This is a genomic window from Vibrio sp. 10N.261.54.E10 (assembly GCF_002877735.2).
In the GTDB taxonomy this organism is placed as follows: domain Bacteria; phylum Pseudomonadota; class Gammaproteobacteria; order Enterobacterales; family Vibrionaceae; genus Vibrio; species Vibrio crassostreae_C.
Genome location: NZ_MCXE02000002.1, coordinates 21619 through 47044 on the forward strand (window position 1 = coordinate 21619; position 25426 = coordinate 47044).

General features: G+C 44.4%; 24 protein-coding genes. 7 read left to right on the forward strand and 17 right to left on the reverse strand.

The window, feature by feature from the left end:
* Positions 1-24 precede the first annotated feature (24 nt).
* Positions 25-1491, reverse strand: coding sequence for a cobyric acid synthase (locus tag BCU07_RS11395; protein WP_017069093.1), 1467 nt, complete (start codon positions 1489-1491; stop codon positions 25-27).
* Between the two features lie 278 nt (positions 1492-1769).
* Between BCU07_RS11395 and BCU07_RS11400 the strand changes: the two genes are divergently transcribed.
* Both BCU07_RS11400 and BCU07_RS11405 read left to right on the forward strand, forming a co-directional pair.
* The gene (locus BCU07_RS11400) at positions 1770-2162 is read left to right on the forward strand and encodes a YgiW/YdeI family stress tolerance OB fold protein (protein WP_017064574.1); all 393 of its coding nucleotides are present in this window, start codon (positions 1770-1772) and stop codon (positions 2160-2162) included.
* Positions 2163-2260: 98 nt separating this feature from the next.
* Positions 2261-2785, forward strand: coding sequence for a hypothetical protein (locus BCU07_RS11405; protein WP_017060115.1), 525 nt, complete (start codon positions 2261-2263; stop codon positions 2783-2785).
* Positions 2786-2922: 137 nt separating this feature from the next.
* On the opposite strand, the gene BCU07_RS11410 is transcribed toward BCU07_RS11405, so the two are convergent.
* The 5 genes from BCU07_RS11410 to nrdD form a co-directional block, all read right to left on the reverse strand.
* Positions 2923-4530: an ABC-F family ATPase gene (locus BCU07_RS11410; RefSeq protein WP_080582218.1), complete on the reverse strand. Its 1608-nt coding sequence runs from the start codon at positions 4528-4530 to the stop codon at positions 2923-2925.
* Between the two features lie 324 nt (positions 4531-4854).
* Complete coding sequence (locus tag BCU07_RS11415) at positions 4855-5541, reverse strand: RimK/LysX family protein (RefSeq protein WP_017069095.1); 687 nt, start codon at positions 5539-5541, stop codon at positions 4855-4857.
* An 11-nt stretch (positions 5542-5552) separates the two neighbouring features.
* A complete protein-coding gene (locus BCU07_RS11420) occupies positions 5553-6737 on the reverse strand; it encodes an amino acid aminotransferase (protein ID WP_048612657.1) in 1185 nt (394 codons plus the stop codon).
* A gap of 265 nt (positions 6738-7002) precedes the next feature.
* Entirely contained in the window at positions 7003-7470 is a 468-nt protein-coding gene (gene nrdG / locus BCU07_RS11425) for an anaerobic ribonucleoside-triphosphate reductase-activating protein (protein WP_017064571.1), read from the reverse strand.
* A gap of 155 nt (positions 7471-7625) precedes the next feature.
* Entirely contained in the window at positions 7626-9746 is a 2121-nt protein-coding gene (nrdD, locus tag BCU07_RS11430) for an anaerobic ribonucleoside-triphosphate reductase (protein ID WP_102428363.1), read from the reverse strand.
* Between the two features lie 303 nt (positions 9747-10049).
* On the opposite strand from nrdD, the gene BCU07_RS11435 reads away from it, so the two are divergent.
* Entirely contained in the window at positions 10050-10925 is an 876-nt protein-coding gene (locus BCU07_RS11435) for an endonuclease/exonuclease/phosphatase family protein (RefSeq protein WP_102428362.1), read from the forward strand.
* Positions 10926-11088: 163 nt separating this feature from the next.
* Here the strand turns inward: BCU07_RS11435 and BCU07_RS11440 are convergent, their stop codons facing one another.
* From BCU07_RS11440 to BCU07_RS11460, 5 genes are all read right to left on the reverse strand, one after another.
* Positions 11089-11520 (reverse strand): YeeE/YedE family protein, encoded by a 432-nt coding sequence (locus tag BCU07_RS11440; protein WP_016787649.1) that lies wholly within the window; start codon positions 11518-11520, stop codon positions 11089-11091.
* Positions 11520-11981, reverse strand: a complete 462-nt coding sequence (locus BCU07_RS11445) for a YeeE/YedE family protein (protein ID WP_010429747.1) — start codon at positions 11979-11981, stop codon at positions 11520-11522. Before BCU07_RS11445 ends, BCU07_RS11440 begins: the two co-directional genes overlap by 1 nt.
* Positions 11982-12190: 209 nt before the next feature.
* The gene (locus BCU07_RS11450) at positions 12191-13423 is read right to left on the reverse strand and encodes a glycosyltransferase (RefSeq protein WP_102428361.1); all 1233 of its coding nucleotides are present in this window, start codon (positions 13421-13423) and stop codon (positions 12191-12193) included.
* A gap of 97 nt (positions 13424-13520) precedes the next feature.
* Positions 13521-13985: a GNAT family N-acetyltransferase gene (locus BCU07_RS11455; RefSeq protein ID WP_029235379.1), complete on the reverse strand. Its 465-nt coding sequence runs from the start codon at positions 13983-13985 to the stop codon at positions 13521-13523.
* Between the two features lie 22 nt (positions 13986-14007).
* A complete protein-coding gene (locus tag BCU07_RS11460) occupies positions 14008-15105 on the reverse strand; it encodes a ketoacyl-ACP synthase III (RefSeq protein ID WP_102428360.1) in 1098 nt (365 codons plus the stop codon).
* Between the two features lie 122 nt (positions 15106-15227).
* Here BCU07_RS11460 and trxC point away from each other — a divergent pair, with 122 nt between their 5' ends.
* A complete protein-coding gene (gene trxC, locus BCU07_RS11465) occupies positions 15228-15662 on the forward strand; it encodes a thioredoxin TrxC (protein WP_017060125.1) in 435 nt (144 codons plus the stop codon).
* Between the two features lie 102 nt (positions 15663-15764).
* On the opposite strand, the gene BCU07_RS11470 is transcribed toward trxC, so the two are convergent.
* Both BCU07_RS11470 and BCU07_RS11475 read right to left on the reverse strand, forming a co-directional pair.
* Complete coding sequence (locus BCU07_RS11470; protein WP_065584943.1) at positions 15765-17444, reverse strand: GMC family oxidoreductase; 1680 nt, start codon at positions 17442-17444, stop codon at positions 15765-15767.
* Positions 17437-19041, reverse strand: a complete 1605-nt coding sequence (locus BCU07_RS11475; RefSeq protein WP_065584942.1) for a long-chain-fatty-acid--CoA ligase — start codon at positions 19039-19041, stop codon at positions 17437-17439. Before BCU07_RS11475 ends, BCU07_RS11470 begins: the two co-directional genes overlap by 8 nt.
* A gap of 369 nt (positions 19042-19410) precedes the next feature.
* Between BCU07_RS11475 and BCU07_RS11480 the strand changes: the two genes are divergently transcribed.
* Positions 19411-20436 (forward strand): AraC family transcriptional regulator, encoded by a 1026-nt coding sequence (locus BCU07_RS11480; RefSeq protein WP_017064564.1) that lies wholly within the window; start codon positions 19411-19413, stop codon positions 20434-20436.
* Positions 20437-20493: 57 nt separating this feature from the next.
* Here the strand turns inward: BCU07_RS11480 and BCU07_RS11485 are convergent, their stop codons facing one another.
* Positions 20494-20733, reverse strand: a complete 240-nt coding sequence (locus BCU07_RS11485) for a hypothetical protein (protein ID WP_017060129.1) — start codon at positions 20731-20733, stop codon at positions 20494-20496.
* On the opposite strand from BCU07_RS11485, the gene BCU07_RS11490 reads away from it, so the two are divergent.
* Complete coding sequence (locus BCU07_RS11490; RefSeq protein ID WP_102428359.1) at positions 20705-21856, forward strand: MFS transporter; 1152 nt, start codon at positions 20705-20707, stop codon at positions 21854-21856. The genes BCU07_RS11485 and BCU07_RS11490 overlap by 29 nt on opposite strands.
* Before the next feature lie 134 nt (positions 21857-21990).
* On the opposite strand, the gene BCU07_RS11495 is transcribed toward BCU07_RS11490, so the two are convergent.
* Entirely contained in the window at positions 21991-22884 is an 894-nt protein-coding gene (locus BCU07_RS11495; protein ID WP_017060977.1) for an AraC family transcriptional regulator, read from the reverse strand.
* Between the two features lie 50 nt (positions 22885-22934).
* Between BCU07_RS11495 and BCU07_RS11500 the strand changes: the two genes are divergently transcribed.
* The gene (locus BCU07_RS11500) at positions 22935-24332 is read left to right on the forward strand and encodes an MATE family efflux transporter (RefSeq protein WP_102428358.1); all 1398 of its coding nucleotides are present in this window, start codon (positions 22935-22937) and stop codon (positions 24330-24332) included.
* A gap of 103 nt (positions 24333-24435) precedes the next feature.
* Here the strand turns inward: BCU07_RS11500 and BCU07_RS11505 are convergent, their stop codons facing one another.
* Together BCU07_RS11505 and BCU07_RS11510 are read right to left on the reverse strand one after the other, a co-directional pair.
* Complete coding sequence (locus tag BCU07_RS11505; protein WP_017064560.1) at positions 24436-24831, reverse strand: nitrous oxide-stimulated promoter family protein; 396 nt, start codon at positions 24829-24831, stop codon at positions 24436-24438.
* Positions 24832-24834: 3 nt separating this feature from the next.
* Positions 24835-25350, reverse strand: coding sequence for a GNAT family N-acetyltransferase (locus tag BCU07_RS11510; protein ID WP_017067858.1), 516 nt, complete (start codon positions 25348-25350; stop codon positions 24835-24837).
* Between the last annotated feature and the right edge of the window lie 76 nt (positions 25351-25426).

A 25426-nucleotide genomic window follows, 5' to 3' on the forward strand; every position in this document is an offset into this window, starting at 1 on the left:
TTTAGCTAACTTCTAAATGGCGGCTTAAGCTGTTAACTCTGGCCAAAGCAGATCAAGATTTAAGTACTCTTCGATGGCATCAGCGATTCGATTAATACCCAGCTCTTTAAGCTGTTCGTGGTCAATCGCGGTCACATCGTTGGCTCCTGCCCATTCGCAAATAAGCGACAACGCATCACTGTTGTCGAATACGCCATGCAAGTAAGTACCAAAAATCGAGTTATCTTGATTCACAGCGCCATCTAGGCTGCCAGATTCTAACTGAACCGGTAAGGCTGTTTCTTTGACATCAGTCCTACCTACGTGGATTTCATAACCTTTTACTTGTGCTGTTTTGCCATCCAGCGTCATGGTGCCGCGTACGTTGGTTAAGGTTTTCTGCTGTGTAAGGGTCGTTTCAGTATCCAGATACCCTAACCCTTCGCTGCTGCCGGGTTCCCCTTCAACGCCATCAGGATCGTGGATGATGTTACCTAACATTTGGTAGCCACCGCAGATACCCATCACTTTGCCGCCTAAGCGCAGGTGGCGTTGAATATCTTTATCCCAGCCTTGTTCTTTTAGGTAATCCAAATCTGCTCTTACCGACTTTGTACCCGGCAAGATAATTAAATCAGCATTGTTTACACGTTCGCCTTTACCGACATAACGTAAATCAATCGAAGGATTCAATCTTAACGCGTCAAAGTCTGTATGGTTGCTGATTCGGGTTAGCACTGGCACCGCCACCTTAAGCTTAGCTTCTCCGTAAGACTCTTGAGCAGAGGTAATGGCATCTTCCGCTTCTAAGTTAAAACCATGCAGATATGGCAAAACACCAATGACTGGCTTGCCGGTTTTTTCCTCTAGCCAATCTAGGCCAGATTGAAGCAGTGCGATATCGCCTCTAAAACGATTTATCACAAAGCCTTTTACACGAGCTTGTTCAGATTCAGACAATAGAGCTAATGTCCCGTAGAGATGCGCAAAAACGCCACCACGGTCAATATCAGCAACGATGATCACAGGGATGTCCGCTTTCTCAGCAAATCCCATGTTAGCGATATCATTTTCACGAAGATTGATTTCGGCTGGGCTCCCCGCACCTTCAATCATCACGCTTTCATATTCTTCAGAAAGTCGGTCAAACGAATCGATAACTGTATCCATCGCCACTTTCTTGTAATCATGATAACCCGTCGCTTCCATGTTGCTCAGCGCTCGGCCTTGCAAAATCACTTGCGCGCCGGTATCTGAGTTGGGCTTTAGCAATACAGGGTTCATGTGAACGGTTGGCTCTATATTACAAGCTTGCGCCTGAACCGCTTGAGCACGGCCAATTTCGCCACCATCTTTTGTCACAGCACTGTTCAACGCCATGTTTTGTGGCTTAAAAGGTGCCACTTTGATTCCTTTCCTTGCCAAAACACGGCATAAACCTGCCACCAAAACACTTTTTCCGGCATCTGACGTTGTCCCTTGAACCATAAGGGCACTTAATGGTGCTCGCATTTGTACTTAAATCCTTAATTTCTTAATTTTCAATTTATAGCTGTGGGCAATATTTCTCTGCGACCATCTTAACGTCATTGCCGAGTAGATGCTCAATAAAATGAATGGAAAATGAATGTGTTACTCACTCTGGATTCAACCCCAGTGTTGTTTAATAGCTCCATCGAAACGAAGCTTGTGAACGATAACAGGCGCTTCAACAAAAAACGTACTAACGAAAAGAAACGTTTCAAATTCAGAAAAACGTTTCTACTAAAAACAACATTAAGGGATTCACCATGAAAAAAACTGTATTAGCTATCGCATCTACTATTATCCTTGCTCCTACTTTCGCAATGGCTAGTGACCACAACAGCAACAATAATGTCAACAGCAAGCACGAAAGCGCTATTGCTTATACTGGCCCAATTGAAACCGTTTCTGTTGCGACACTACTTGCCGACACAAGCATGTTCGCAGAGCAAGAAGCAATTGTGGATGGCAAGATCGTTCGTCAACTTAAGAATGACACGTTTGTCTTCTCTGATGGCCAGAGTGAAATTCAAATCGAACTTGATGATGATATCCGCCTAGCACAACCACTGACCGCTGATACAAAAGTTCGTATCTTCGGTGAATATGAAGGTGGTAAGACACCTGAAATCGAAGTGGACCACATCCAGGTTCTATAAGCGATTAATATAAAAATACCGACTTCAAATAATTGGCCTGCATATTGCAGGCTTTTTTGTATTATACTGCCGCAAAATACAATTTATATGGAGTCACCATGCTAGGTTGCACGAATAAGACTGTCCTTTTAGGACTCGCTGCACTGTGTTCATTCTCTGCGTCTGCAAACAACTTTAACTACAACACATTCGAGCTGCGCATGGGTACTAGCCCAAGTACTTTCGGTGGTGAAGTCACAACAATGTTCACTCAGAACTCTCATTTTGTTGCTCGTATCGATTCAGAATTTGAAAGTGATTGGGATGCAGCGGTAGGTATGGGATTCAACGGCCCAATCAGTCAATTTGCTGACGTTACTGGCCAAATGTTACTGCACAACATTGAACGGAATGACGATAACCACATCAAAACAGAAATTAACCTTGGCTTGAGAGCTTGGTTAATGGCAAACGTTGAAGTTAACGCACGCCTTGGTCAACTGATCGACAACGATGACACTCGTTCAATTTTGGGTATCGGTGCTCGTTTCCATTCAACTGATCAACTGTCTGTTGGTCTTGATATGCGCAATAACGGCACATATGGCCACCAAATCTTAATGTCGGCTCGATTCGGATTCTAATCTAGATTTCAATTACTGAGTAATAAATAGCTAAACGTATTACATAGAAAAGCCCCGAACATATTAATGTTCGGGGCTTTTTTGTTTGTTAGTTTCGCTGGCTTTTAGTCGTTCACGACCTGAGCCAGCGACTTGCTTTATAAGCTAACCATCAGCATCTTTTTCTGGTGATCTAAGTACTCTTCATAAGTACCTTGGAAGCTCACTAGCTGTTGATCTTTTACATCGATGATGTGTGTTGCTAATGAAGAAACGAACTCTCGGTCATGGCTTACGAAGATAAGCGTGCCAGTGTAAACCTTCAACGCGTCGTTCAGGGCTTGGATTGCTTCCATGTCCATGTGGTTGGTTGGTTCGTCCATTACAAGCACGTTGATGTCTTGCATCATTAGCTTGCCGAATAACAGACGGTTCTTCTCACCACCAGAACAGTTACGCGCTTTTTTGTTCGCATCGTCAGCAGTAAACAATAGGCGACCTAGAATGCCACGTACCATAAGGTCATCGTGCTTCACTGTGCGCCATTGTGAGATCCAATCGAAGATGCTCAGGTCGTTATCAAAGTCAGACGTACTATCTTGTGGGCAGTAGCCTACAGATGCGTTTTCAGACCATTTTACGATACCTTCGTTTTGCTCTAGCTCTTGAACTAGGCAACGTAGCAGCGTGGTTTTACCTACACCGTTCTCACCGATAACCGCAAGACGAGTACCCGCTTCAAGCAGCAAGTTACCACCGGCAAACAATGTTTCGCCATCGAAGCCGTGACCAAGGTCTTGAAGTTCAAGCGCTTGACGGTGTAGTTTCTTACCTTCGCCAAAATCAATAGATGGGCTCATACGGCTCGATGATTTCACTTCATCAAGCGTGATCTTATCCATTTTCTTGGCACGAGAGCTTGCTTGTTTTGCTTTAGATGCGTTAGCACCAAAACGGTTTACGAAATCTTGAAGCTCGCTGATTTCAGCCGCTTTCTTAGCGTTGCTTGCTAAAAGCTGTTCACGAATCAAGCCAGATGCTTCTAGGAAGTACTCGTAGTTACCAGGGTAGACACGTAGCTCACCGTAGTCGATGTCTGCCATGTGTGTACACACAGAGTTCAGGAAGTGTCTATCGTGCGAAATGATGATCATTGTACATTTACGCTGGTTTAGCTCTTCAGCAAGCCAGTTGATCGTGTGAATGTCCAAGTTGTTGGTTGGTTCATCAAGAAGCAGGATATCTGGGTTTGCAAACAGAGCTTGTGCCAATAGCACACGCAGTTTCCAACCTGGAGCTACTTGCTGCATCAAGCCGAAATGGAACTCTTCTTCAATACCCGCTTGAATTAGGATGTCGCCAGCACGGCTTTCTGCTGTGTAGCCATCCATTTCCGCGAATTCACTTTCAAGTTCTGCGACTTTCATGCCGTCGTCTTCGCTCATTTCTGGCAAAGAGTAAATGCGGTCACGTTCTTGTTTTACTTCCCAAAGTTTTCTGTCGCCCATGATCACAACGTCGATAACGCTGTACTGTTCGAAAGCGAACTGATCTTGGCTTAGCACACCCAGTTTTTCTCCTGGAGTGATAGAAACGTTGCCCGAGCTTGGCGTTAATGCGCCACTTAGGATTTTCATGAACGTTGATTTGCCGCAACCATTAGCGCCGATCAAACCATAACGGTTGCCGTTACCAAATTTAGCAGAGATGTTTTCAAACAGCGGCTCTGCGCCAAATTGCATTGTGATGTTCGCGGTAGATATCAAAGAACTAATTCCTAAGCGTGTACTGACAGATAATTATTAGGCTATTTCAAGAACCTAAATAAGAAGTACGAAAGTATGGATTAAACAAAAATCGAAGCGCGGATTATATAGAGATCTCGATCACGTTGTCGAGGCTAAACAGTAAACGAATAGTAAACATAGACCATTTAGATGCTTTTCATACGTTATGGGGTGTAAATAAAAAAATCCCCACCAGCAGAACTGGTAGGGATTTCATTTATCAACACTAAAAGTCTTTTAAGCCCGTCACCTTTGAAACTATAGCTCTTCAAAACGAAAAGCTTTGATGACGAGCAGAACTTGTTATTTAGTAATTTTCTTCTGAACGTATTTTTTGCTCACGTCGACAACCGCAACATCTCTAAAGAAGCTTCTACCCAACAGAAGTGGGAAAGAAAGATGCGTTCGGTCGGCTAGCGTAAATTCAGTTTTGTCTTTTAGATCGCCAATTTGAATCGAAGCTACAACCACAGCGCGTCGTTGTGTGCCTTCTGCGCTTGATTGCTTGATCTTAACCCAGCGTTCTACTGGTAAGCTGATCTCTTCAGTTGTAATTCCGTCGTGTTCAATCTTGAACTTAACCCAGTCTTTGCCGTCACGTTCAAAATCAACAATATCAACTGCACTGATTGAAGAGGTTGTTGCACCGGTATCGACACGTGCTTTAAACGCTTCTTTTAAACCAGGAACAAACACCCACTCTTCTTCACCAAGAATCAGTTTGCCGTCACTTGTTTTTCTAACCTTCTCTACTGGTTTTTCAACAGGTGCAGGTTTTACTTCCGGCTCAGTTGGTTTTACTTCTTCAGGCTTCTCAGTAGGTTCCGTTACTTTCTCGCCTTCTGTTGCGTCAGTTTTTGAAGAGTCATCCACAACAGGTTGTTCGATTTGAGGCTTTTGCTCTGGCTCAACAGGAGCTTGAGTTGTAGCCGAACAAGCAAACAGGCCACCACTTAGCATTAAAACTACAATCGCTTTCCAATTATACATTCAGTCACCTTCTATTTTGAAACGTTTGCTATCGCTTTTGCTACATAAGGAATATGAGATTCGGAAAGGCCTGCGATATTGATGCGTCCATCACCAACACCATAGACTCCATATTCTTCACGTAATTGATTCATTTGAGTTTCTTTAAAGCCTAGTACACTAAACATGCCTTTATGGCTTTCAATGAAGTCAAATTGTGACGTGTTATAAGTATTTCGCAATTCATCACATAAACTTTGGCGCAGATTTAACAAACGTTGCTGCATTTCACTCAATTCTTGCTTCCAAATCGAGGTTAGCTCTTGATTCTGAAGAATTGTTTTAACCAAAGCTGCACCATGATCTGGCGGCATTGTGTAAGTTGAACGAGCAAGCGTTAGAAGCTTACCTTTAGCATTGCCAACGTGTTCGCTGTTTTTGCCAATCACGATAGCGGCACCCGTTCTTTCACGGTATAAACCGAAGTTCTTCGAGCAAGATGTCGTAATCAACATCTCTTCGACGTTGTTAGCCATGTGTTGAAGACCTTTTGCGTCTTCTTCTAAGCCATCACCAAAGCCTTGGTAGGCAATATCAACGAACGGTAAGAAACCATTCTTCTGAGATAATTTGGTGATTTCCTGCCACGCTTCAAAGTTGATATCCGCACCCGTTGGGTTATGACAGCAACCGTGCAGTAGTACCACATCTGATGGACCCGCTTTTGAAAGGTCATCCAACATTCTTGCAGTATCAACTTGCTTCGTTTCAGGACTGAAGTAATTGTAATATCGAACTTTTAAGCCTGCCGCTTCCATCACCGGTTTGTGGTTAACGTAGCTTGGGTTTGAAATCCAAACCGTGGTGTCTGGTTGAGAAACTTTCATTAAGTCACCCAACATGCGAAGTGCACCACTTGCACCCGGTGTTTGAATCGCAGCTACGCGATCCATTGCAGAAGTCCCTTTAAGCAGCAGATCAACCATGCTCTGGTTAAACTCTTCACAGCCTGCTAGGCCAACGTAAGCTTTGGTTTTCTGCGTTTCAACAACGATATCTTGAGCCATAGAAACGGCTTTCATGATCGGAGTTTCGCCTTGATCGTTTTTGTAAACGCCAATGCCTAAGTCGACTTTATCAGTACGAGTATCGCCGCGGTAAGCAACAGAAAGAGATAGAATTGGATCTAAAGTTGGTTTTGGTAGATGTGAAAACATGAAAGTCACAACCCTTTGAAATTCAAGTAATGGCCTCCAAGTTATCATTTTATTTACAATTTAAGAAACAGAAATTCATCAAAGTTTTGATTTTTAGGAGATAACTCTAGTTGAGACTGGTGCAATCTAATATTCCCTATTCCATATAGTTCAATATTCAATCAATTTACAAATTTAGAACGTCATAAAATAAAAAAGCCTCAACAGAGAAGCTGAGGCTACTAATTTGCACTAATGTAGGTTGACGTTAACTAACGAAAGTCTACTAGAGTCGGAACCGATGAATAATTTGGTTTGAACTACCACGCCAATCCAACATTGGATCCGCTTTATCTTGCTCAAAACGACCATCAATCAAAGTATCAACATATTCAAGTACTTGCCTCTGCTTTTCGTCGAGTTCGTCGAGCTCGTAGCCCGTCCACATCCAGATGTCTTTGCCTTCACATTCTGCTTTTACACGCTGAACAAGCTTAAGCACTTCAGATACATTTGCAGGATGAAGAGGATCACCACCTGAAAGCGACAAGCCACGACGCTTGATTCGTGGATCATTGAGATCAGCGATAATGTGGTCTTGCAGCTCTTGAGTAAACAAATGCCCGGAGTCCAACCTTTGCGTTGATTGGTTATAACACCCGCGACACTGGTGTACACAACCCGACACAAACAAAGTGCAGCGTGTTCCAGGGCCATTTACAACGTCGATTGGGTGATATTGGTGATAATTCATAAGGCAGTATTGAAAACTCGTGATGGCTTAATGGTTTAACTCGAAAAGTAGCGAGAGTTGAAACAAATGAATTGGTATCGACATAGCGCCGATACCAAACATATTTCTTGAAACGTAGCTCTTCTAAGTAAGCTAGCTAATAATCTTAGAGCTTACTAAAGATGCTTCACGCGGCGTTTAACTTCTTCTTGCTTACCGAAGTTAAATGGTCGTGCATCTGGGCTACCAAGGTAACCACAAACACGGCGCGTCACCGATACTTTGGTTGAGTCATGGTTGCCACATTTAGGACACGTAAAGCCCTTACTTGTACAGTCGAACTCACCGTTGTAACCACATTCGTAACACTCATCAATCGGTGTGTTAGTGCCGTAGTAAGGAACACGTGTGTAGCTGTAATCCCATACGTTTTCTAGTGCTTCGATGTTCTTCTGCATGTTCGGGAATTCGCCGTAACAGATAAAACCACCGCTAGAAATTTCAGGATAAGGCATCTCGAAATCGATCTTGTCGTATGGGTTCACTGTCTTCTGCACATCTAAGTGGAAGCTGTTGGTGTAGTAACCACGGTCTGTCACACCATCAATCACACCAAATTCTTTGGTGTCGATGCTGCAGAAACGGCTACATAGGTTTTCACTTGGTGTGCCGTATAGGCTGAATGCGTAACCTGTCTCTTTCGTCCAAGATTCCACTTCACGCTTCATGTACTCCACCAACTCAAGCGCTTTAGCACGCATTTCGCCATCGTCGTACAGGTGAACGTCAGTACCGTAAAGTGCTGTCATCGCTTCGTGGATACCAATGTAACCAAGAGAAACAGACGCGCGCCCGTTCTTGAAGATATCGGCAATAGAGTCGTCTGCTTTCAAGCGAACGCCACATGCACCTTCCATGTATAGGATTGGAGCAACGCGCGCTTTCACGTTTTCTAGACGAGAAATACGAGTTTCTAGAGCACGACGAGCCAGCTTCAATTTTTCATCAAGCAGTTCGTAAAACTTAACCATATCTTGCTTCGCGTTAATCGCGATACGTGGCAAGTTGAGGCTAACAACACCTAAGTTGTTACGGCCTTCATGAATCAACTCACCGTTTTCTTCGTAAGTATTCAAGAAGCTACGGCAACCCATAGGCGTTTTAAATGACCCTGTCACTTCTACCACTTTGTCGTAGTTAAGTATGTCTGGGTACATACGCTTAGACGCACACTCAAGCGCCAATTGCTTAATGTCGTAGTTTGGATCTTGCTTCTGGTGGTTCAAACCATCTTTGATTGCAAACACCAGTTTAGGGAATACCGCTGTTTTGCGGTTCTTACCCAAACCTGCGATGCGGTTTTTCAAGATAGATTGCTGGATAAGTTTCGAACCCCAGCTTTCGCCTAGACCAAAACCAAACGTAACGAATGGAGTTTGGCCATTAGCCGTGTGTAGCGTATTTACTTCGTATTCCAAAGATTGAAACGCGTCGTAACACTCTTTCTCTGTACGAGAGATAGCAAAAGCTTCTGGGCTATGAATGTCCCACTCTTTCGCTAGTGATAAATGCTTCTCGTAGCTCGTCATTACGTAAGGCTCTAGAACCTCATCGATACGGTTAATCGTAGTACCGCCATAGATGTGGCTCGCGACTTGCGCGATGATCTGTGCTGTTACTGCTGTTGCTGTAGAAATCGATTTAGGTGTGTCGATTTCCGCGTTACCCATCTTGAAGCCATGCGTTAACATACCTTTCAGATCGATAAGCATACAGTTAAACATTGGGAAGAACGGTGCGTAGTCTAGATCGTGGTAATGAATGTCACCACACTCGTGAGCTTGTACGATGTCACGCGGCAAAATGTGAGTTTTTGCATAGTGTTTAGCCACGATACCCGCCAGCAAATCACGCTGAGTTGGGATAACTTTACCGTCTTTGTTGGCATTCTCATTGATCAGATCAACATTGCTTTCTTCGATCAAACCTTCGATCTCACGAGTTAAAGCGCTTTGCTTCTCACGGGCGATGTCGCGGTCATGACGATATTCAATGTAGGCACGAGCCAGAGACTTGTATGGTCCCTGCATTAGCTCGTTCTCGACCATGGTTTGAATTTCAGAGATATGAACTTCATCGTAGTCTTCGAGCTTCAACTCAACTGCTAATGCCACATTCAGTGCATAAATAGCAATTTCCTTATCGGCTTTGTCTGATGCTGCTTCCACTGCAGCTTGGATGCGATCTCTACTGAATGGAGCTCTTGAGCCATCACGCTTGATTACGATTGATTTCACCACTTCTCCTTACTCTTGAGGTATTCACAGACTTATCCACAAACACACTATATAGAGCGATTTATCGTTTAACTAACACTAGATATTGTGGCGTATTTAACGAGAACCACCAACTTTGAGTATTGATTTGGATCAATAAAAAGAGAACGCTGACTAAGATCAATTCAATATTATTACGCTAGTTCTCAAGTCGAAAAGAAACAATGTAACAATAAAAAAACTCCTAAAAAGAGTTGAATTTTTGGTAAGTGTTGTAGGATAACGGCTCATCAATATTGGCAGACAAAATTAGGGATATTTGGCATGAAACGACTTCAAAACTGGATAATGTTAGGCTGCTTACTCAGTAGCCAGACATTTGCTGAACCTTTGACCATATCCAGTTGGAATATCGAATGGTTATCAACCAACGAGGCTGTGAATAAGTTTTCTGACAAACGTGATCAAGCTGATTTCGACAAACTCGCAACTTATTTTCAATCCTTAGACGCAGACGTGGTTGCGTTTCAAGAAGTCGATAACGTAAATGCCATTCAGCGTGTGGCTGGTGATCAATACAAGATATTGATGTCTGACCGGGCGCTATCTAAGAACAGCAACCGCCAATTTAAAGAAGTGAACCAATACACGGGATTTGCAGTTCGTAAAGGAGTAGCCCTCACCGACTACGCTGACTTTCCGCTTGAAACCACATCCAACAGTAAACTTAGGTTTGCCAGCTATATCGTTGTAGAAACAAACTTTAAACCCATTCACATGTTGTCTGTGCATTTAAAGGCAGGTTGTAGCGGAGCGTATAAGTCCAACCGCGATTGCTCTCGTTTAAAAGAGCAAGCTCAGCAACTGAACAAGTGGATAAAGCAAAGAGAGCGCAATAACGAAGACTACGCCATTCTTGGCGACTTTAACCATAACCTCGCTTACTCACGAGATTGGATGTGGAAAGAGTTATCACAATATACTGATGCGCTTTTAGCGACACGAAAGACCCGTGCAGATTGTAAGGTACGCTCTAACCGCAACAATTATCGCACACATCAGTTCCGCTCTGTTATTGATCATATTGTGGTGAGTGAGTCGCTAAATGCTTCTCCTGCAAAGCAGAAGGTATTTGAAACACAAGATGTTCTGGACTACAAACTCAGCGACCACTGTCCAGTTTCAACGACTATTAAATAGTAGATTTTAGATAACAGCAGATTGTAGATAACTGAAAATAATAGAAACAGTAAATATAGAAAGAGGCTGACTGACTTTCGTGCTGAAAGCGAGTCAACCTCTATGCTTGGTCAGCTCAGAACGGATAACGTCAAAGCCAATGTAATCAGCTATAAGCTTGCTACTAACACGTTTTGTTCATACGATCCGCCAGCCACATTCCCACCAGCATGCTTATCATAAACACCCACACCGTCGGGTTGCCGCCACTTAGGCTGGTTACCGCAGGGCCTGGGCAAAAGCCTGCAATCCCCCAGCCTAAGCCAAACGCTGTAGATCCAAGAATCAGCTTTCTGTCTATCAACGGATTGTTACGGCTATCTAACGGCTCGCCATTGATGGCTTTAGCGCGCTTTTTAATGACCAGATGATAAAACGGTGCAAAGACCAATAGCGCGCCACCCATGACGAATGCCAAACTAATGTCCCAGTTACCGGTAATGTCTAAGAAGCCGAGTACCTTCTCAGGATCAACCATCCCTGAGATGATCATGCCAGAGCCAAAAAGAATACCTGCGACCAAACCGATAACGATAGTAAATGAAGCGTTTTTCATTATGCCCCCAAGCCAGTCAGATTCTTGATAAACACGGTTACGATTGCCACACCCATAAATACACAGGTCGCAACAATAGAACGTTTAGATAAACGCGCCATTCCGACAATGCCATGCCCGCTAGTACAACCGTTCGCTGTTTTAGTACCAAAGCCCACCAGAAGGCCAGCAATAATCACTAAAGCGAGATTCATCTCTTCTAACTGCGGAAGTTGGTAGCCCGTCGGAATTAATAGCCAACCACTTGCGACCATTCCCACAACAAAGGCGATACGCCAGTGTTTTTCGGTGTTTGCTGTATCCGCATCTTTACGTTCTTTGTTGCTGGTGCCAGTTGGCAATAATCGGCTGACAATGCCACTAATGCCAGCAACTCGACCAATCCCCAACATTAAAACAATGGCCGACACGCCTAACAACATGCCGCCGAAAAAAGCATCCCAAGGAATCAAACTAAGCACAAACCTCTCCTATCCACAAACATCATAAACTCATAACAACCTATAAATTAGAGTTTACTAATAAATATAAATTAGTCAATGCTAATGTACTGCGAGTATGTGTCGTTTTGTAAGTCTGGAATTAACAAGCGCCCTGCATGAAAAAAGCCCCTAGGCGTTAACCTAAGGGCTTATGATTTAATTCGGTTGTATTGGTTGTATTATGTAAGCTACTTAGTCTTGTTCTTTTCAGCTATCCACTGGGACATATACTTCGTGCTCGCCATGCTGTGGTGTTTGAGCATCGAACCAAAGAAGTTATCCAGTCGATGAGATTCAAGATCCGACTCTAACGCAATCAATCGCTCAATCAATGTGTCGCCCAGTTTATTCTGCTCGTAGTGCGCTTCAAGGATTGAATGACATCGGCTTTGTGCCTTAAGCCACTTCTCTTCATCTTTATAAAGGGCAACTGCAGCTTCAACAAATTCGTCGATATCATCAGCAACCGCACCTGGCCATTGCAGTTCTCCTTGTGGCAACATGCCTTCGCTGCCGATCTCGCTGGTTACATTCGGAGTTTGCAGCTTCATCGCATCGAGTAACTTGCCTTTAATGCCAGCGCCAAAACGTAATGGCGCAACACAAACACGTGCATCTTCCATCACTTCTTGAGCGTCTTTCGCCCAACCTTTGATATGGAAGCCAGTTTTAGGGTTATGCAAAGCGGTTGCTTTTGGCGGCGGATACGATCCATAAATATGAAGTTCAGTGTCAGGTAACTGTTTACGAATCTTCGGCCAAATCTTCTGTAGCTGAAGTACGGCATCCCAGTTCGGTGCGTGTCTAAAGTTGCCTATCGTCATGAAATGCTTACGTTCTTCAAAGCTTTTCGTGCTTTCAGGAAGCGTATTAAGATCAACCATGAACGGCAGATGATGAAGCAGTTTGGGATCGATATTGAACTCAGATTGAAGCAGTTCCATCTCGTAACTTGAAATGATCAACGAAAGATCACAGCGCAAAATCGCGGCAATTTCACGTTTAGCCAAGTCACTGTACAAGTGTGCTTTGGTCAGATCTGTTTCTTTCTTAACCGCTTCGTGTCGAGCATTACGCAGAAACTGTAAGTCTTCCGTATCCAGTAACTTAAAGGCATTCGGGCATACTTTCTCGACACGCCAACCAAACTGTTCTTCCATCATAAAACGGTCAAACATCACAACATCGGGCTGCAGCTCTTCAATGTAATCGTCAAAGCTATCGCAATTTAACTGTATAGATTGGCTTGTGATGCCCTCTTCAGAGAGATCAATCATGTGCTCGGTTTCTTGAGCGGGTGTTGCAAATTCAACTGACCAACCTTGTCTCTTAAATAGACGTAAAAGAGACATCATATGGCTGCCAGCCGCCGATGAATTCGGTTCTGGCCAAACGTAGCCAATTGCTAAAACTTTCTTCAAAATACTTCCTAAGAAATAACAAAAGGGCCACAGAAGCCCCTAATAAAACGTTAATCGAGTTATGCCGCTGATAATAATGGTTCTAAGAACTCAGCGATCAGATTCGTTCACCTACATTGCGAGCTATCATAAGCACTTCATCGGCTGAGTAAAAGTTTGAAATCGTGGTTTCGACTTGAGCGCCCAATGTCGACTGATAGAGCTTTTGTGCAAAGTTATCTGCTCTGGTGGTCACTAATACATGTTTTAGTGTCGAGCCCTGCTCTGATAGCTTCTGCTTCACTTGAGGCAAAGAGTCTAGAATCAGCTTTTTGCCCAATCCTTGCCCCTGAGCACTCGGTAACACAGCAAGTTGTTCTAGCTCCAAAACAGCTTCAGGCCTAAACCCACTCTTTTGAACCCAAATAATGTAGCCGACAATCTCGCCATCGCTTTCAGCAACAAAGTTAAGAAAGCGTGGCGCAGCATTTAAGTTACATTGTAACCAATTTTTTGAGTTTTGCTGTCGAACAAAAGTAGCTTGGTGAACTAAAGCCGCTCCATCGAGGTCGGCTTCTGTCATAAAACGAACTTGCGCCATGCTGCTACTCATTCTCAGAATTAGGACGCGTTTTACAGTGTAAAATGGCTTTCTCTAGAAGTTCTAATGCCGAGCTATCTGCTTCTGGAAGCTTAGCGTCCGATTGACCTAACGGCTCAACACGGCTACCCCACTTAATATGGCCTGCCCCCCAAGTTAAACCGGCACCGAATGCCGCCACAAGAATGTTTGAGTTAGGTTTAACAAAGCCTTGCTCTAACGATTCACACAATGCAATCGGCACAGTCGCAGCCGATGTGTTGCCGTAGTTTTGAATGTTCACAAACGCTTTCTCACGTTCAATGCCCGCCATATCACACAGAGTTTGAATAATTCGGATGTTCGCTTGGTGCGGAATCACAACATCGATGTTTTCAGTTGAGATGCCAGTGCGACTCAATACTGTATGTGCTGCAGCGCCCATTCCTTTCACTGCACGCTTGAAGATCTCTTTACCAACGAAATCAAAATCCCAGTAACCGTTATCAGCAGCAAAGCGGTCCATAGAAGTACCGAATTTTGGTACTGCTAGAATGTCACGGCCCTCTGCGTCACAACCGATTTGAGCTTCTTGTAAACCCACTTGCTCTTCAGTACGTGATAGAACCACAGCGCCAGCGCCATCACCGAATAGAACCGCAGTATCACGCTTGGTCCAGTCGATGAAGAATGAAAGACGCTCTGCACCCACAACGATCGCATTGCGGTAGTTGCCCGCTTGAATCAATCGAGTTGCTGTTTCAACACCGTAGATAAAGCCTGTACACGCTGCATTAAGGTCAAAAGCTGCTGCGCTCTTGATGCCTAAGTTCTGTTGAACTTTAGACGCGGCATTTGGAATAAGAGAGTCTGGACTGCACGTCGCTACGATCACAAGATCGATATCTTCGGCTGTTAAACCAGCACACGCCATTGCATGTTGAGCAGCAACGGCCGCTAGCTCAGAGGTATTTACATGACTGATACGACGATTTTCGATACCAGTTCGAGTACGAATCCACTCGTCAGACGTATCAATGAAAGTGCTTAAATCATCATTGGATAGCACGGCTGGTGGCAGACACTTTCCCCAGCCCGTAATTTCAGCGTAAAATTTTGTCATCATTTACCTGTTTATTGTTTGTTTTTATTTGAGTATCTTATTCTTGTTTTAAACAGTATAAGCGTTCCGTACATGATTCGTAAATCGCGTTAGGCACGGAGACGCAATAAAAAGAGAAAGTTATGTCTACATTCAACACACGTTGCCCTTCTTGCGGTGGCGTAAACCGAGTTCCTTCAGAAAGAATTTCAGAAAGCCCTACTTGTGGTAAGTGCAAAAACGCACTTCTAGACGGTGCACCAATCGAAGGTACGTCACTGAATTTCCAATCAATTTTGAACAGTTCACAGCCTGTCGTTGTCGATTTTTGGGCGACATGGTGCAACCCATGTGTAGGTTTCGCACCTGTATTTAGCGATGTCGCTAAAGAGCGCGCTGGCGATGTTCGATTTGTTAAAATTGATACCGAAGCTCAACAGCAACTGGCGGCTATGTATCAAATCAGAAGCATCCCAACGGTGATGGTGTTCAAGAACGGTCAACGTGTTGATACGATTAACGGTGCACTGCCAAAAGGTCAATTTGATCAGTGGCTTAATCAAGCACTAACTAAGTAATACTATTGGTTAAGCTATTGATTTAGCATTACTTAATTCTAAGTAAGCACACAAAAATAGGTTAGAGAGTCTTACCAAATCAAGACTATCTAACCTACTGTTTTATTTATGGTTATCACTTAACTTCTTGAATAAAACTACAGCTTCGCCTTTCGCTTGAATATTAGATTCTTGCTTGCCAAACCCGTATTGCTGTTTGATTTGATCTGCGACTTTCTCAGCAATCATAATGGTTGGTGCATTGGTGTTTGCCCCAATCAGTGTCGGCATCACAGAAGCATCAATGACTCTCAAATTATCCAATCCATAAACTTTGAGATCTTTATCTACCACAGCTAAAGAATCGCTACTAGGTCCCATTTTACAGGTCCCGATCGGGTGATACTGAGTGTCTGCACGATTGCGAATATCTTGCTCGATAGCCTTGTCATCACTGGCGTCCACAGGGTAGAAAGCATTGCCTCGGATATCATCAAACGCGGAACTCTCTAACATTTGATACTGCTTCTTCCAGCCCTTAATCATGATCTCCATGTCTTCAGGATGACTGAAAAACGCAGGATCGATCTTAGGCGGATCATAGGGATCATTACTATTGAGCGTTACGGTGCCGTAGCTCTTCGGTCGCAATAAGGTGACATGAGAGGTAAAGCCATGACTGGTATGAATTTTTCTAGCATGGTCATCTACAACAGCGACCACAAATACAAACTCTAAATCCGGTACAGCGATATGATCTTCGGAACAGAGAAAGCCTATTCCCTCTGCAAAATTACTGCTCATTTTACCGCGGCGTTCTTTGCGCCATAGTGGTAAGGCTTTGGTCATTTCAGAGGCCATTTGCAGCGAGATACCAAAAGTTTCACGCTTTTCACTGCATTTATACGAATGTACTAAGTCGATATGATCTTGAAGGTTCTTGCCCACTCCAGGTAATTCATGAACCTGTTCGATTCCATGTGTCTCTAGTTCAGTTTGAGCACCGACACCAGACAGTAACAGCAATTGGGGAGAACCAAACGCGCCAGCGGAAAGAATCACTTCTTTGTTGCATCGTATCTGATAACGCTTTCCGCTAGAACCATATTCAACACCAATCGCCTTCTTGCCTTCAAACAAAACCTTATGTGTGGTGGCTTTAGTCACGACCGTGAGATTCGATCGTGAAAGGTTTGGCGTTAAGTAAGCCTTGGCAGCACTGCATCGTTCACCATTCAGCTGTGTTACCTGCGTCGGCATCGCCCCAAACTGAGCAGCGCCGTTAATATCCTCATTGCGAGGTACACCTATCGATTCACACGCCGTTAAATAACGTTCCAACATAGGGCTTGGCGATCTAAGATTGGCCACATTAAGAGGACCACCTTGGCCATGGAACTCATCTTGGTGGACTTCGTTGTTTTCTGCTTTCTTAAAGTAAGGCAAACAGGATTCATAGTTCCAGCCAGCATTGCCCAAGCTTTCCCATCTATCGTAGTCATAGCGATGTCCACGAGCGTACATCATGGCATTGATAGAGCTAGAACCGCCAAGTGTCTTACCTCTAGGCTGATAGCCTTTACGACCGTTCAAACCCGGCTGTTCAACCGTTTCGAATGCCCAATTATTGAGTTTGGTTGGCATCATCGCCACCACGCCAACGGGTGTGTGAATGAATGGGCTGGTGTCTTTACCACCCGCTTCTAACAAGCAAACCGTCACATCAGGATCTTCCGACAGCCGAGAAGCCATCACACACCCAGCTGAACCACCGCCAACAATAATAAAATCATAACTATCCATTTGCCATCTCCGCTATTTCTAGTGGGTGTAACTCACGCTTCAAGATTTTTCCGGTTGCTGTCATGGGTAAGGCTTTACGAATGAATACCTTACGCGGGTATTTGTAGTCGGCGAGTTGCTCACGACACCATGCTATCAAGGCGGCACTATCACATTGCGTATGTTCGTGAAGAACCACATGCGCGTGGATCTCCTCGCCTAAATGTTCATGATGCTCGCCTACCACCGCGACCATTTCGACATCGGGGTGACACATCAACACTTCTTCGACTTCACGTGGATAAACGTTGTACCCACCACGAATAATCATGTCTTTAACACGGTCAACAATGAACAAATTGCCATGCTCATCGACGCGACCGATATCTCCCGTTAAGAACCAACCATCACGAATAGATTCAGCTGTCGCCTCTGGCCTTTGATAATAGCCTTTCATCACACTTGGGCTTTTAATGCAGACTTCGCCGAGTTCACCCATAGCGACAGAGTTGCCTTGTATATCAGTAATCTTGATGAGGTGGCCACATAAAGGCTGACCGACACTACCCGATAAACGATCGCCATCAATATGATTAAAGGTCGCAACCGGCGCCGTTTCCGAGAGCCCATAACCTTCTAAGACTGGTAATTCAAAACGAGATTCAAACTGTCGTATAACCTCAAGCGGCATAGAAGCACCGCCAGAAACACCTAACCTCAAGCTGTGTTTAACCTGTTCAGAGCGTTTGCTTGTGTTTTCTAAACTATCAGAAGACTCTTCTCCCGCCTTTAATAGCGCGATATACATAGTAGGAACACCCGCAAACACGCTGACTTTATGGCTAATGATCTGTTCAATAACCAATGACGGTTCAAAACGAGGAATCAACACCATGGTGGACCCTGTTAGCACACTCGCGTTCATCATCACCGTCTGACCGAAGCTATGGAATAAAGGCAGTGTAGCCATTGTGGTGTCGCTGTACTCCAATCTCATTAGATACTGTGACGACATCGCATTGGTTTGCATGTTGGTGTGGGAAAGCTCAGCCCCTTTTGGTTGACCGGTCGTGCCAGAGGTATAAAGGATCACAGCGGTATCATCGCCATGACAAGCCACAGACTCAAAAGGAGTAAAAGGTTGTGCCAACCAATCAGCGATTGATTCATGCTCCCCATTACTTTCTAAAGTAGTGTCTGTGTTTGTTGGGATAGGCATCTCGACAAAGTGTTCACAGTGGTTTGCCTGCTCAAAACCTTGTAAACCATAGCGACCAATTGGAAGCTCTTCACTGCCGTCAAAACATAAATAGGCCTTCGCGTTAGAGTCATTAAGGTGATAAGCGATCTCTCTGGCCTTGAATAGCACGTTCAAAGGCACGACTACACAACCCGCTTTTAGAATCCCGTAATAGGCTATCGGAAAGTAAGTCACGTTCGGGCATGACAACGCTACCTTATCTCCGTTCTGCAACCCAAGTCTTTTCAAGTTAGCAGCCACGTTTCCAGAAAGTTGTTCTAACTGAGAAAAACTGATTTCATCCGATCCCATACGCAGAGCGGCTTTAGTTGGAAAAAGCGAAGCGCTACGCTCCAAATTAACAGCAAGATTGTGCATCCATGATCTCCTTGTGCGGCTTAGACCTGTTTGTGACGGTCACCGTAGACGTTCTAATCGTTGTAATAAGTCTCTTTCTTGTCATCACGAGCCTGCACATTGGTGTGTCATGTAGATAAGAGTCGTTATTGAGCAAAATGTTTGAGACGCTCCAATGTGCAGCCCAATAAATTACAACATTTCGATAACATTTCGAACAGGTTTCAAAAAGACAAAAACCGGTGATATTCGGACACAGCCTGCGCTAGCACAATAAAACCTTGCACACATAAACCAAAATTTGGAACAAGCTTGCGAAAGTGAGAACAAGCAACAGGCGTAAATGTTAAAAGTTCGGTTAAGATATCGATATTCAACAAGAGGCAGCTTATGGAATACACCGCAGTTTACGAACCCGACATGCAAGCATTCGGCATTCTGGATCTTCAGTTGCTGCATCGTTACCTGTCGCCTGTTCTCAGTATCGAAGAGTTGCTCGAAGGAAGTAACATCGATGCTCTCCAACTCAACACACCCGATACACACATCACTTTGGCGCAAAAGCTTGCTGTGTTCAGTAATGCGTTAGCGAATTCCAACGAAGACGGATTGGGGCTTAAAGTTGGCCAACAAGCGAGGTTCAGCGATTTCGGCGTGCTCGGTTATGCGGTGTTTAGCAGCGAAACACTACTCGATGCCTTTTTAATCGGGTTTAAGTATCTGCAACTTGCTGGCCCTGTCCTCAGGAAAACCATGTCTGTAGAAGACAACATTGGTTACTTTCGCGCAGAGCAACTTATCGAACTCGATTCTTTACTGCCCTTTTGTTGTGAATACTGGTTCGCGGCGATACACAGTTTGTGCGAAGAGGTCTTACAGCAGCCCTTTCCTTCTCAAGTGATCCGCTTCCCCTATCCAAAACCTGAATACGGCGATCTATACACAGAGATTTTCCGCTGCCCGGTTGAATTCAATAGTGACCGGCTTGAATGGGAGTTCGACGCAACCACCTTGTATTCATCTCTTCCTACCGCCAACCCCATCACTTTACAGATGTGCTTAAAATCGTGTGATGACATGTTGGCAAAAGTCAGTGCACCCAGTAGCCTCAAAGAGAAAGTCTCTCAGATGCTGATTGAAAGGCCAGGATGTTACCCTTCTATAGAATCCATTTCTTCAGAACTGGGCATGTCTTCTCGAACTCTGCGTCGTCACCTGAAAGCAGCCGATACCAGCTACCAGAAGATACTGGACCATGTTCGCTTTCACCTTTCTCGACACTACCTTTCTTCAACTCAAATGAGCATTGAAGAGATATCTGAGCGCGTTGGGTTTTCAGACAGCGCTAACTTTCGACATGCCTTTCGTAAGTGGAGTGGAAGCTCGCCACGTCAATACCGTAAAGAAACGGTCTAACACTTAAAATCCCACTCAATCCAAATCATAAAAAGACAATCACGCTGCAATCTTTTTCTAAATTAAACCACCAATGAACAACGGCTTAACGACTTTTTGCCCGCATAAAATCTCGCCAAACCACCAAATATCGCAACCGTATTTTAGTTTAGTTGGTCGATAAATTTCTTTTATCTTAACGACCATTTTTATTTGTTTTACCCAATTCAGTTTCTCCCCCATAGTCGCGGAAAATTCATCGTTTCTTTTACTATCAGAGGCTCCTGCATTGGACAACATCCAACCAACAACTCGCATAACTGTTCCTGTTATTGCATTGTCTTTTTACGCGATCGCTTCAGGCTACTTAATGAGTTCATTACCATTAATGCTGTCTGAGTATGGCTTAGACAAAGATCTATCGAGTTGGTTGGCGAGTGCATTCTATGCAGGTCTACTGGCTGGTACATTATTGATTGAACGTGCCATTGCGCGTGTTGGCCACAAAGATGCGTTCGTCATCGCATTGAGTGTGTTCATCGCAACGATCCTTGTATTGCCATTGATCCCACACCAAGCAGTATGGCTACTAGCTCGCTTTCTGGCTGGTGTGGCGGTTGCAGGTATCTTCGTGATTGTAGAGTCTTGGCTAATGAGCGGCGACGAGTCACAACGCGCAAAACGTCTCGCTATCTACATGTGTTCACTGTACGGCGGTTCTGCAGTTGGTCAGCTTGGTATCGGTTACCTAGGTATTACTGGTGGCGTACCTTTCATCGCAATGTTCACCCTTCTGTTTGGTGCGATCATTGTGCTGATGTACGGACAAGCAACTCCACCACAGATCCACGATGCGCAATCTTTGTCTTTAAAGCAGATCAGCAAATTAAGCCACAGCGCGCTAATTGGCTGCATTGTTTCCGGATTAACGCTAGGTGCGATTTACGGCTTGATGCCAGTTGAACTTGCTCAACGTAACATTGCACACGAAGACATTGGTGGTTTGATGGCTTTGGTTATCATGGGTGGTATGGCTGTACAGCCGATGGTGACTTGGTTATCTCACCACGTAGGACAAGTGTTATTAATGGCTCTGTTCTGCCTGCTAGGGGTTGCAAGCATTGGTGTGCTGACTATCAATCACGATTTCTACGTACTAGGCATGAGCTTGTTCGTATTAGGCATGGCCACATTTGCGCTATACCCAATCGCGATTAACTTAGGTTGCCGTAACCTTGACCCAAGCTACTTGGTGTCAGTGACTCAAATCATGCTACTTTGCTACAGCATCGGTTCTGTTGCGGGACCAATCGTTGCAGACAGCTTTATGGATTCACAAGCAGGATTGTTCACTTACCTGTTCGCGTCTCTACTTGCTACAACGATCTACATGTTGATTGCTAGCCTAAAGCGCTCTCACCTACAGATTGCAGGCGAGTAAGCTTAAATAGACAGACACTAGATGCGTGTCATTAGGGCTCCGAGTTCAGACTTTATGTCTAAGCGAAGGGCTCTTTTCAACTCATGCCTATATGTAACCTTCTTCTCCCACACTTCTCATTTCATCGTGCAAGGCTAACCAAGAAGTCGATGGCTCTTTCGATATTGACTGGGTGACAAACCGAAATGCTTTTTGAAACGATGCGAAAAGTTATAAGGATCTTTGTAGCCTAAGCGATTAGCAATCATAGAAACTGACCAATCTTGATATTTCAGTAGACTGGTGGCTTTGTCCATGCGTAATTGAATCAATTTACTGCGTGGTGAGAGGTTGAATAGCGTCTTGGTGACTCGATTGAGTTGCTCTTCACTGATAAACACTCTTTCAGCCATCCCTGCCACTGTCCATGGCTGATGCAGACTACTTTCAATTTCGTTATAGAGCGCTTGAACACGTGCAGTGGTGCTGGTCGACTTAGGCTCAAACCCCGTCAATGTTCGGATAATTTCACTCAAGAGTAACTTACGGTAACTGGCTCTACCGCCTATCTCAAAGTAAACCAAGTTCATTAATGACCAGATCTGCTCACACTCTCCAAAAGGCACAATCCCCTGTCCTAAACTTGCTATGTGCTGCCATTGCTTGGTGTCAGGCGTCAGCATCCACGCCATTTTCCAATAATTATATTGAGGATCGAGTTCAAAACGAAATGGGGTTTCAGCAGGAAGCACCACGAGTGTATAAGGTGTAATCGCTTGGACCGATGTTGCGGTTGTTAGAATGCCGCCACCTTCCATAGTGAAAATCAACGTATGAACATTAACGGATTCGCGCTCAACCCAGTAGCCATCATATAGCTTCGCCATGCCGCCCATATAGACACCAAAGCTTTTCATCTCTGGAATATCTTCAACGGTCAAAAAACGTTCTTTGCACTGTTCAGCGAGAAAAACATCATCATGCCAAGTTGATTTTGGTCTCATTGAATCAATGACGGATTCGCACAGGTTTTGTTGTTTTTTAAACATGTTGTTACTTCGCTCAAATCACTATAGTTCTGCCATAAATCGGAGAGCTTATGACAACTAACATCAACCCTAACTCATCTATGAATAACAAGCCAGAGAGCATCTTACCTCGTATCGTTAAACTGGGTTTACCTGTTGCTTTACAAAGTGCGCTTGTCGCTATTCTTGCCCTTGCTGACGTATTAATGGTCAGTGATTATGGTATGGAAGCAGCTGCGGCTGTGGGAATTGCATCAAAATGGCACTTCGTTGCTATTATGATTATGGCAGGGTTGGCCTCAGCAAACGGAACATTAGTCGCTCAATACTGGGGAAAGAACGACCGAAAAAGCGCGCGAACGGTATCATCTATCGCAATGGTGTTTGGCTTAAAAGTTCTGCTGCCTGTTACTGCAATCATCACTCTTGGTTCTCAGTTTTTAATGATGTTGCAGACCAGCGATCAAACCGTGATTGAACTTGGCGCGACTTACCTGTGGTATGGATTCCCTGTCCTTCTGCTGACTCACATTGTGGTCGTGGTAGAAGCAAGCATGCGCTCATCAGGTGACACCGTAACACCACTATTGCTTGGTGCGGTCACGATTGCCCTCAACATCGCACTTAACTTCGTACTCATTAAAGGTGCCTTCGGTATTCCAGCGATGGGCGTTGCAGGTGCGGCATTGGCAACCACTTTAGCGCGCTTGATTCAAGTGGGTTTGATGTATGGCTATATGCGCATGCGTAAACACTGGTTGTTAACCACGCCTAGCTCACCACATCGTCCGTCATTATGGTTGTCTTACCGTCGTATTGCTTTGCCACTAACGATGAATGCCGTGTTATGGGCAATGGGTACTATGGCATACCAAATGATCTTCGGTCACATGGGCACAACGGAACTTGCTGTGTTCTCTATGCTCGCGCCTTTTGAGTCGCTGTGTTACTCGATATTCTTTGGTATTTCTGTAGCGTGTTCCGTGTTGCTTGGTCACTCACTCGGTCGTGATGAGTTTGATGACGCTATGAGTATGGGTCTGACGTTCATCAAAGCCGTGGTTGGTTTTGGTGCGGTTGTAGGCTTGCTATTGTTTATGGGTAAAGAGCACGTTCTGTCATGGCTAAACCTGACCAAAGACGCTTTATACCCGCTTGCTTCACCTGCGATGATGATCATGTGCTTTGCGGTCGTGATTCGCATGCTCAACATGGTGATCATTAACGGTATTATTCGTGCTGGTGGTGATAATGCGTTCTGCCTTCGCATGGATTTCATCGCAATGTGGATGGTCGGCATTCCAGTATGTGTTTACGGCGCGTTTGTCGCTGGATGGGATTTCAAATACATCTATGGTTTGATGTTGGTGGAAGAAGTGGTGAAACTGGCAATTTGTTCTCATCGTTACCTAAGCCGACGCTGGATCAACAACCTCACAGTGACCTATGACGAGCCTCAAGCGGCATAGGCTACTTGGCTAGATTCAAGCTGAGATGGAAGTGTATCTACATCAAAAAGGTCTGCGCAATCAGACCTTTTTCGTTTCTTCAGCAACCACTTTTAAACGCCAGTTACTTCTTATTCATTCGGATATGGCGGTTCGACACATTCGACAGTGGCTTCTCAGACACTTTTCGCTTTTCATGTATCAAATGTCTGATCGCTAAAATCGGATGCTTGAGTAACATTCTTGGCCCAGCATAGCGCATGACTAAACGCATCTGCTCTTTCGGATCGGGCTTATAGCAATGAATCGGACACTTATTACAGGTCGGTTTGGCTTCACCATAAGGGCATCTATCCAGTCGTGTTTCGGCGTAACGCAACAGTTGCTCACACTCCTCACATAACGCGTTATTCTGACGAACTTCACCGTGGTGATCTTTGCAATAGATGTGCACCATCGCAATAACGGTTTTGTACTCCGTTGCGAGCTCACCTTGTAGAATATTGTTATGTTGGAACATGTTTTAATTACCTAATGAGAAACCGTACAGGTTGAGATTAACGCTTTCGCTTATCACATCTTCAACTCGCTCGAACACAAAGCCTAACTTAGTCAGTAGTGTGATACTTCGAATGTTATCAGAGGTAGTGATGGCAACTAAATGATCGATATCAGCATTCTGCTTAGCTTGTTCAATTATCGCCTCCGCGGCTTCTTGGGCAAAGCCTTGACCATAAAACTCAGGAGCAAACCCGTAGCCAATATCATGCGACGCTAAGGTGTCTCTTTTTATTAATCCGCAGATACCAATTGGCGTTGAAGTTTCTTTGATTTCAACCATCAACAAACAGACACCCTTCTCTTCATGCATCTTAAGAATGTTGTTTTCAATGTACTCGACAGCCTTTTCAGTGTCGTTGATTTCCTTATCACCAATGTAACGCAGGAAATCTTCTGAGCTGTATAGTCGTTGAATAAACGCCGCATCTTGAGGTGTGATCATTCTTAATCTTAAACGTTCGGTCTCGACTGACTGCATAGTGATATTTTCCTTGCTGAATACCATGTAAATATTGAGTTCTAGAGCTAAAATGATTATCCTCCACCGCCTAAAC

Excerpts from the sequence above, each read along its gene's own strand:
- BCU07_RS11395 (WP_017069093.1), bottom strand. The coding sequence starts at position 1,491 with ATGCGAGCACCATTAAGTGCCCTTATGGTTCAAGGGACAACGTCAGAT.
- BCU07_RS11400 (WP_017064574.1), top strand. The coding sequence starts at position 1,770 with ATGAAAAAAACTGTATTAGCTATCGCATCTACTATTATCCTTGCTCCT.
- BCU07_RS11405 (WP_017060115.1), top strand. The coding sequence starts at position 2,261 with ATGCTAGGTTGCACGAATAAGACTGTCCTTTTAGGACTCGCTGCACTG.
- BCU07_RS11415 (WP_017069095.1), bottom strand. The coding sequence starts at position 5,541 with ATGTATAATTGGAAAGCGATTGTAGTTTTAATGCTAAGTGGTGGCCTG.
- BCU07_RS11420 (WP_048612657.1), bottom strand. The coding sequence starts at position 6,737 with ATGTTTTCACATCTACCAAAACCAACTTTAGATCCAATTCTATCTCTT.
- nrdG (WP_017064571.1), bottom strand. The coding sequence starts at position 7,470 with ATGAATTATCACCAATATCACCCAATCGACGTTGTAAATGGCCCTGGA.
- BCU07_RS11435 (WP_102428362.1), top strand. The coding sequence starts at position 10,050 with ATGAAACGACTTCAAAACTGGATAATGTTAGGCTGCTTACTCAGTAGC.
- BCU07_RS11440 (WP_016787649.1), bottom strand. The coding sequence starts at position 11,520 with ATGAAAAACGCTTCATTTACTATCGTTATCGGTTTGGTCGCAGGTATT.
- BCU07_RS11455 (WP_029235379.1), bottom strand. The coding sequence starts at position 13,985 with ATGACAGAAGCCGACCTCGATGGAGCGGCTTTAGTTCACCAAGCTACT.
- BCU07_RS11460 (WP_102428360.1), bottom strand. The coding sequence starts at position 15,105 with ATGACAAAATTTTACGCTGAAATTACGGGCTGGGGAAAGTGTCTGCCA.
- trxC (WP_017060125.1), top strand. The coding sequence starts at position 15,228 with ATGTCTACATTCAACACACGTTGCCCTTCTTGCGGTGGCGTAAACCGA.
- BCU07_RS11470 (WP_065584943.1), bottom strand. The coding sequence starts at position 17,444 with ATGGATAGTTATGATTTTATTATTGTTGGCGGTGGTTCAGCTGGGTGT.
- BCU07_RS11475 (WP_065584942.1), bottom strand. The coding sequence starts at position 19,041 with ATGCACAATCTTGCTGTTAATTTGGAGCGTAGCGCTTCGCTTTTTCCA.
- BCU07_RS11480 (WP_017064564.1), top strand. The coding sequence starts at position 19,411 with ATGGAATACACCGCAGTTTACGAACCCGACATGCAAGCATTCGGCATT.
- BCU07_RS11485 (WP_017060129.1), bottom strand. The coding sequence starts at position 20,733 with ATGCGAGTTGTTGGTTGGATGTTGTCCAATGCAGGAGCCTCTGATAGT.
- BCU07_RS11495 (WP_017060977.1), bottom strand. The coding sequence starts at position 22,884 with ATGTTTAAAAAACAACAAAACCTGTGCGAATCCGTCATTGATTCAATG.
- BCU07_RS11500 (WP_102428358.1), top strand. The coding sequence starts at position 22,935 with ATGACAACTAACATCAACCCTAACTCATCTATGAATAACAAGCCAGAG.
- BCU07_RS11505 (WP_017064560.1), bottom strand. The coding sequence starts at position 24,831 with ATGTTCCAACATAACAATATTCTACAAGGTGAGCTCGCAACGGAGTAC.
- BCU07_RS11510 (WP_017067858.1), bottom strand. The coding sequence starts at position 25,350 with ATGCAGTCAGTCGAGACCGAACGTTTAAGATTAAGAATGATCACACCT.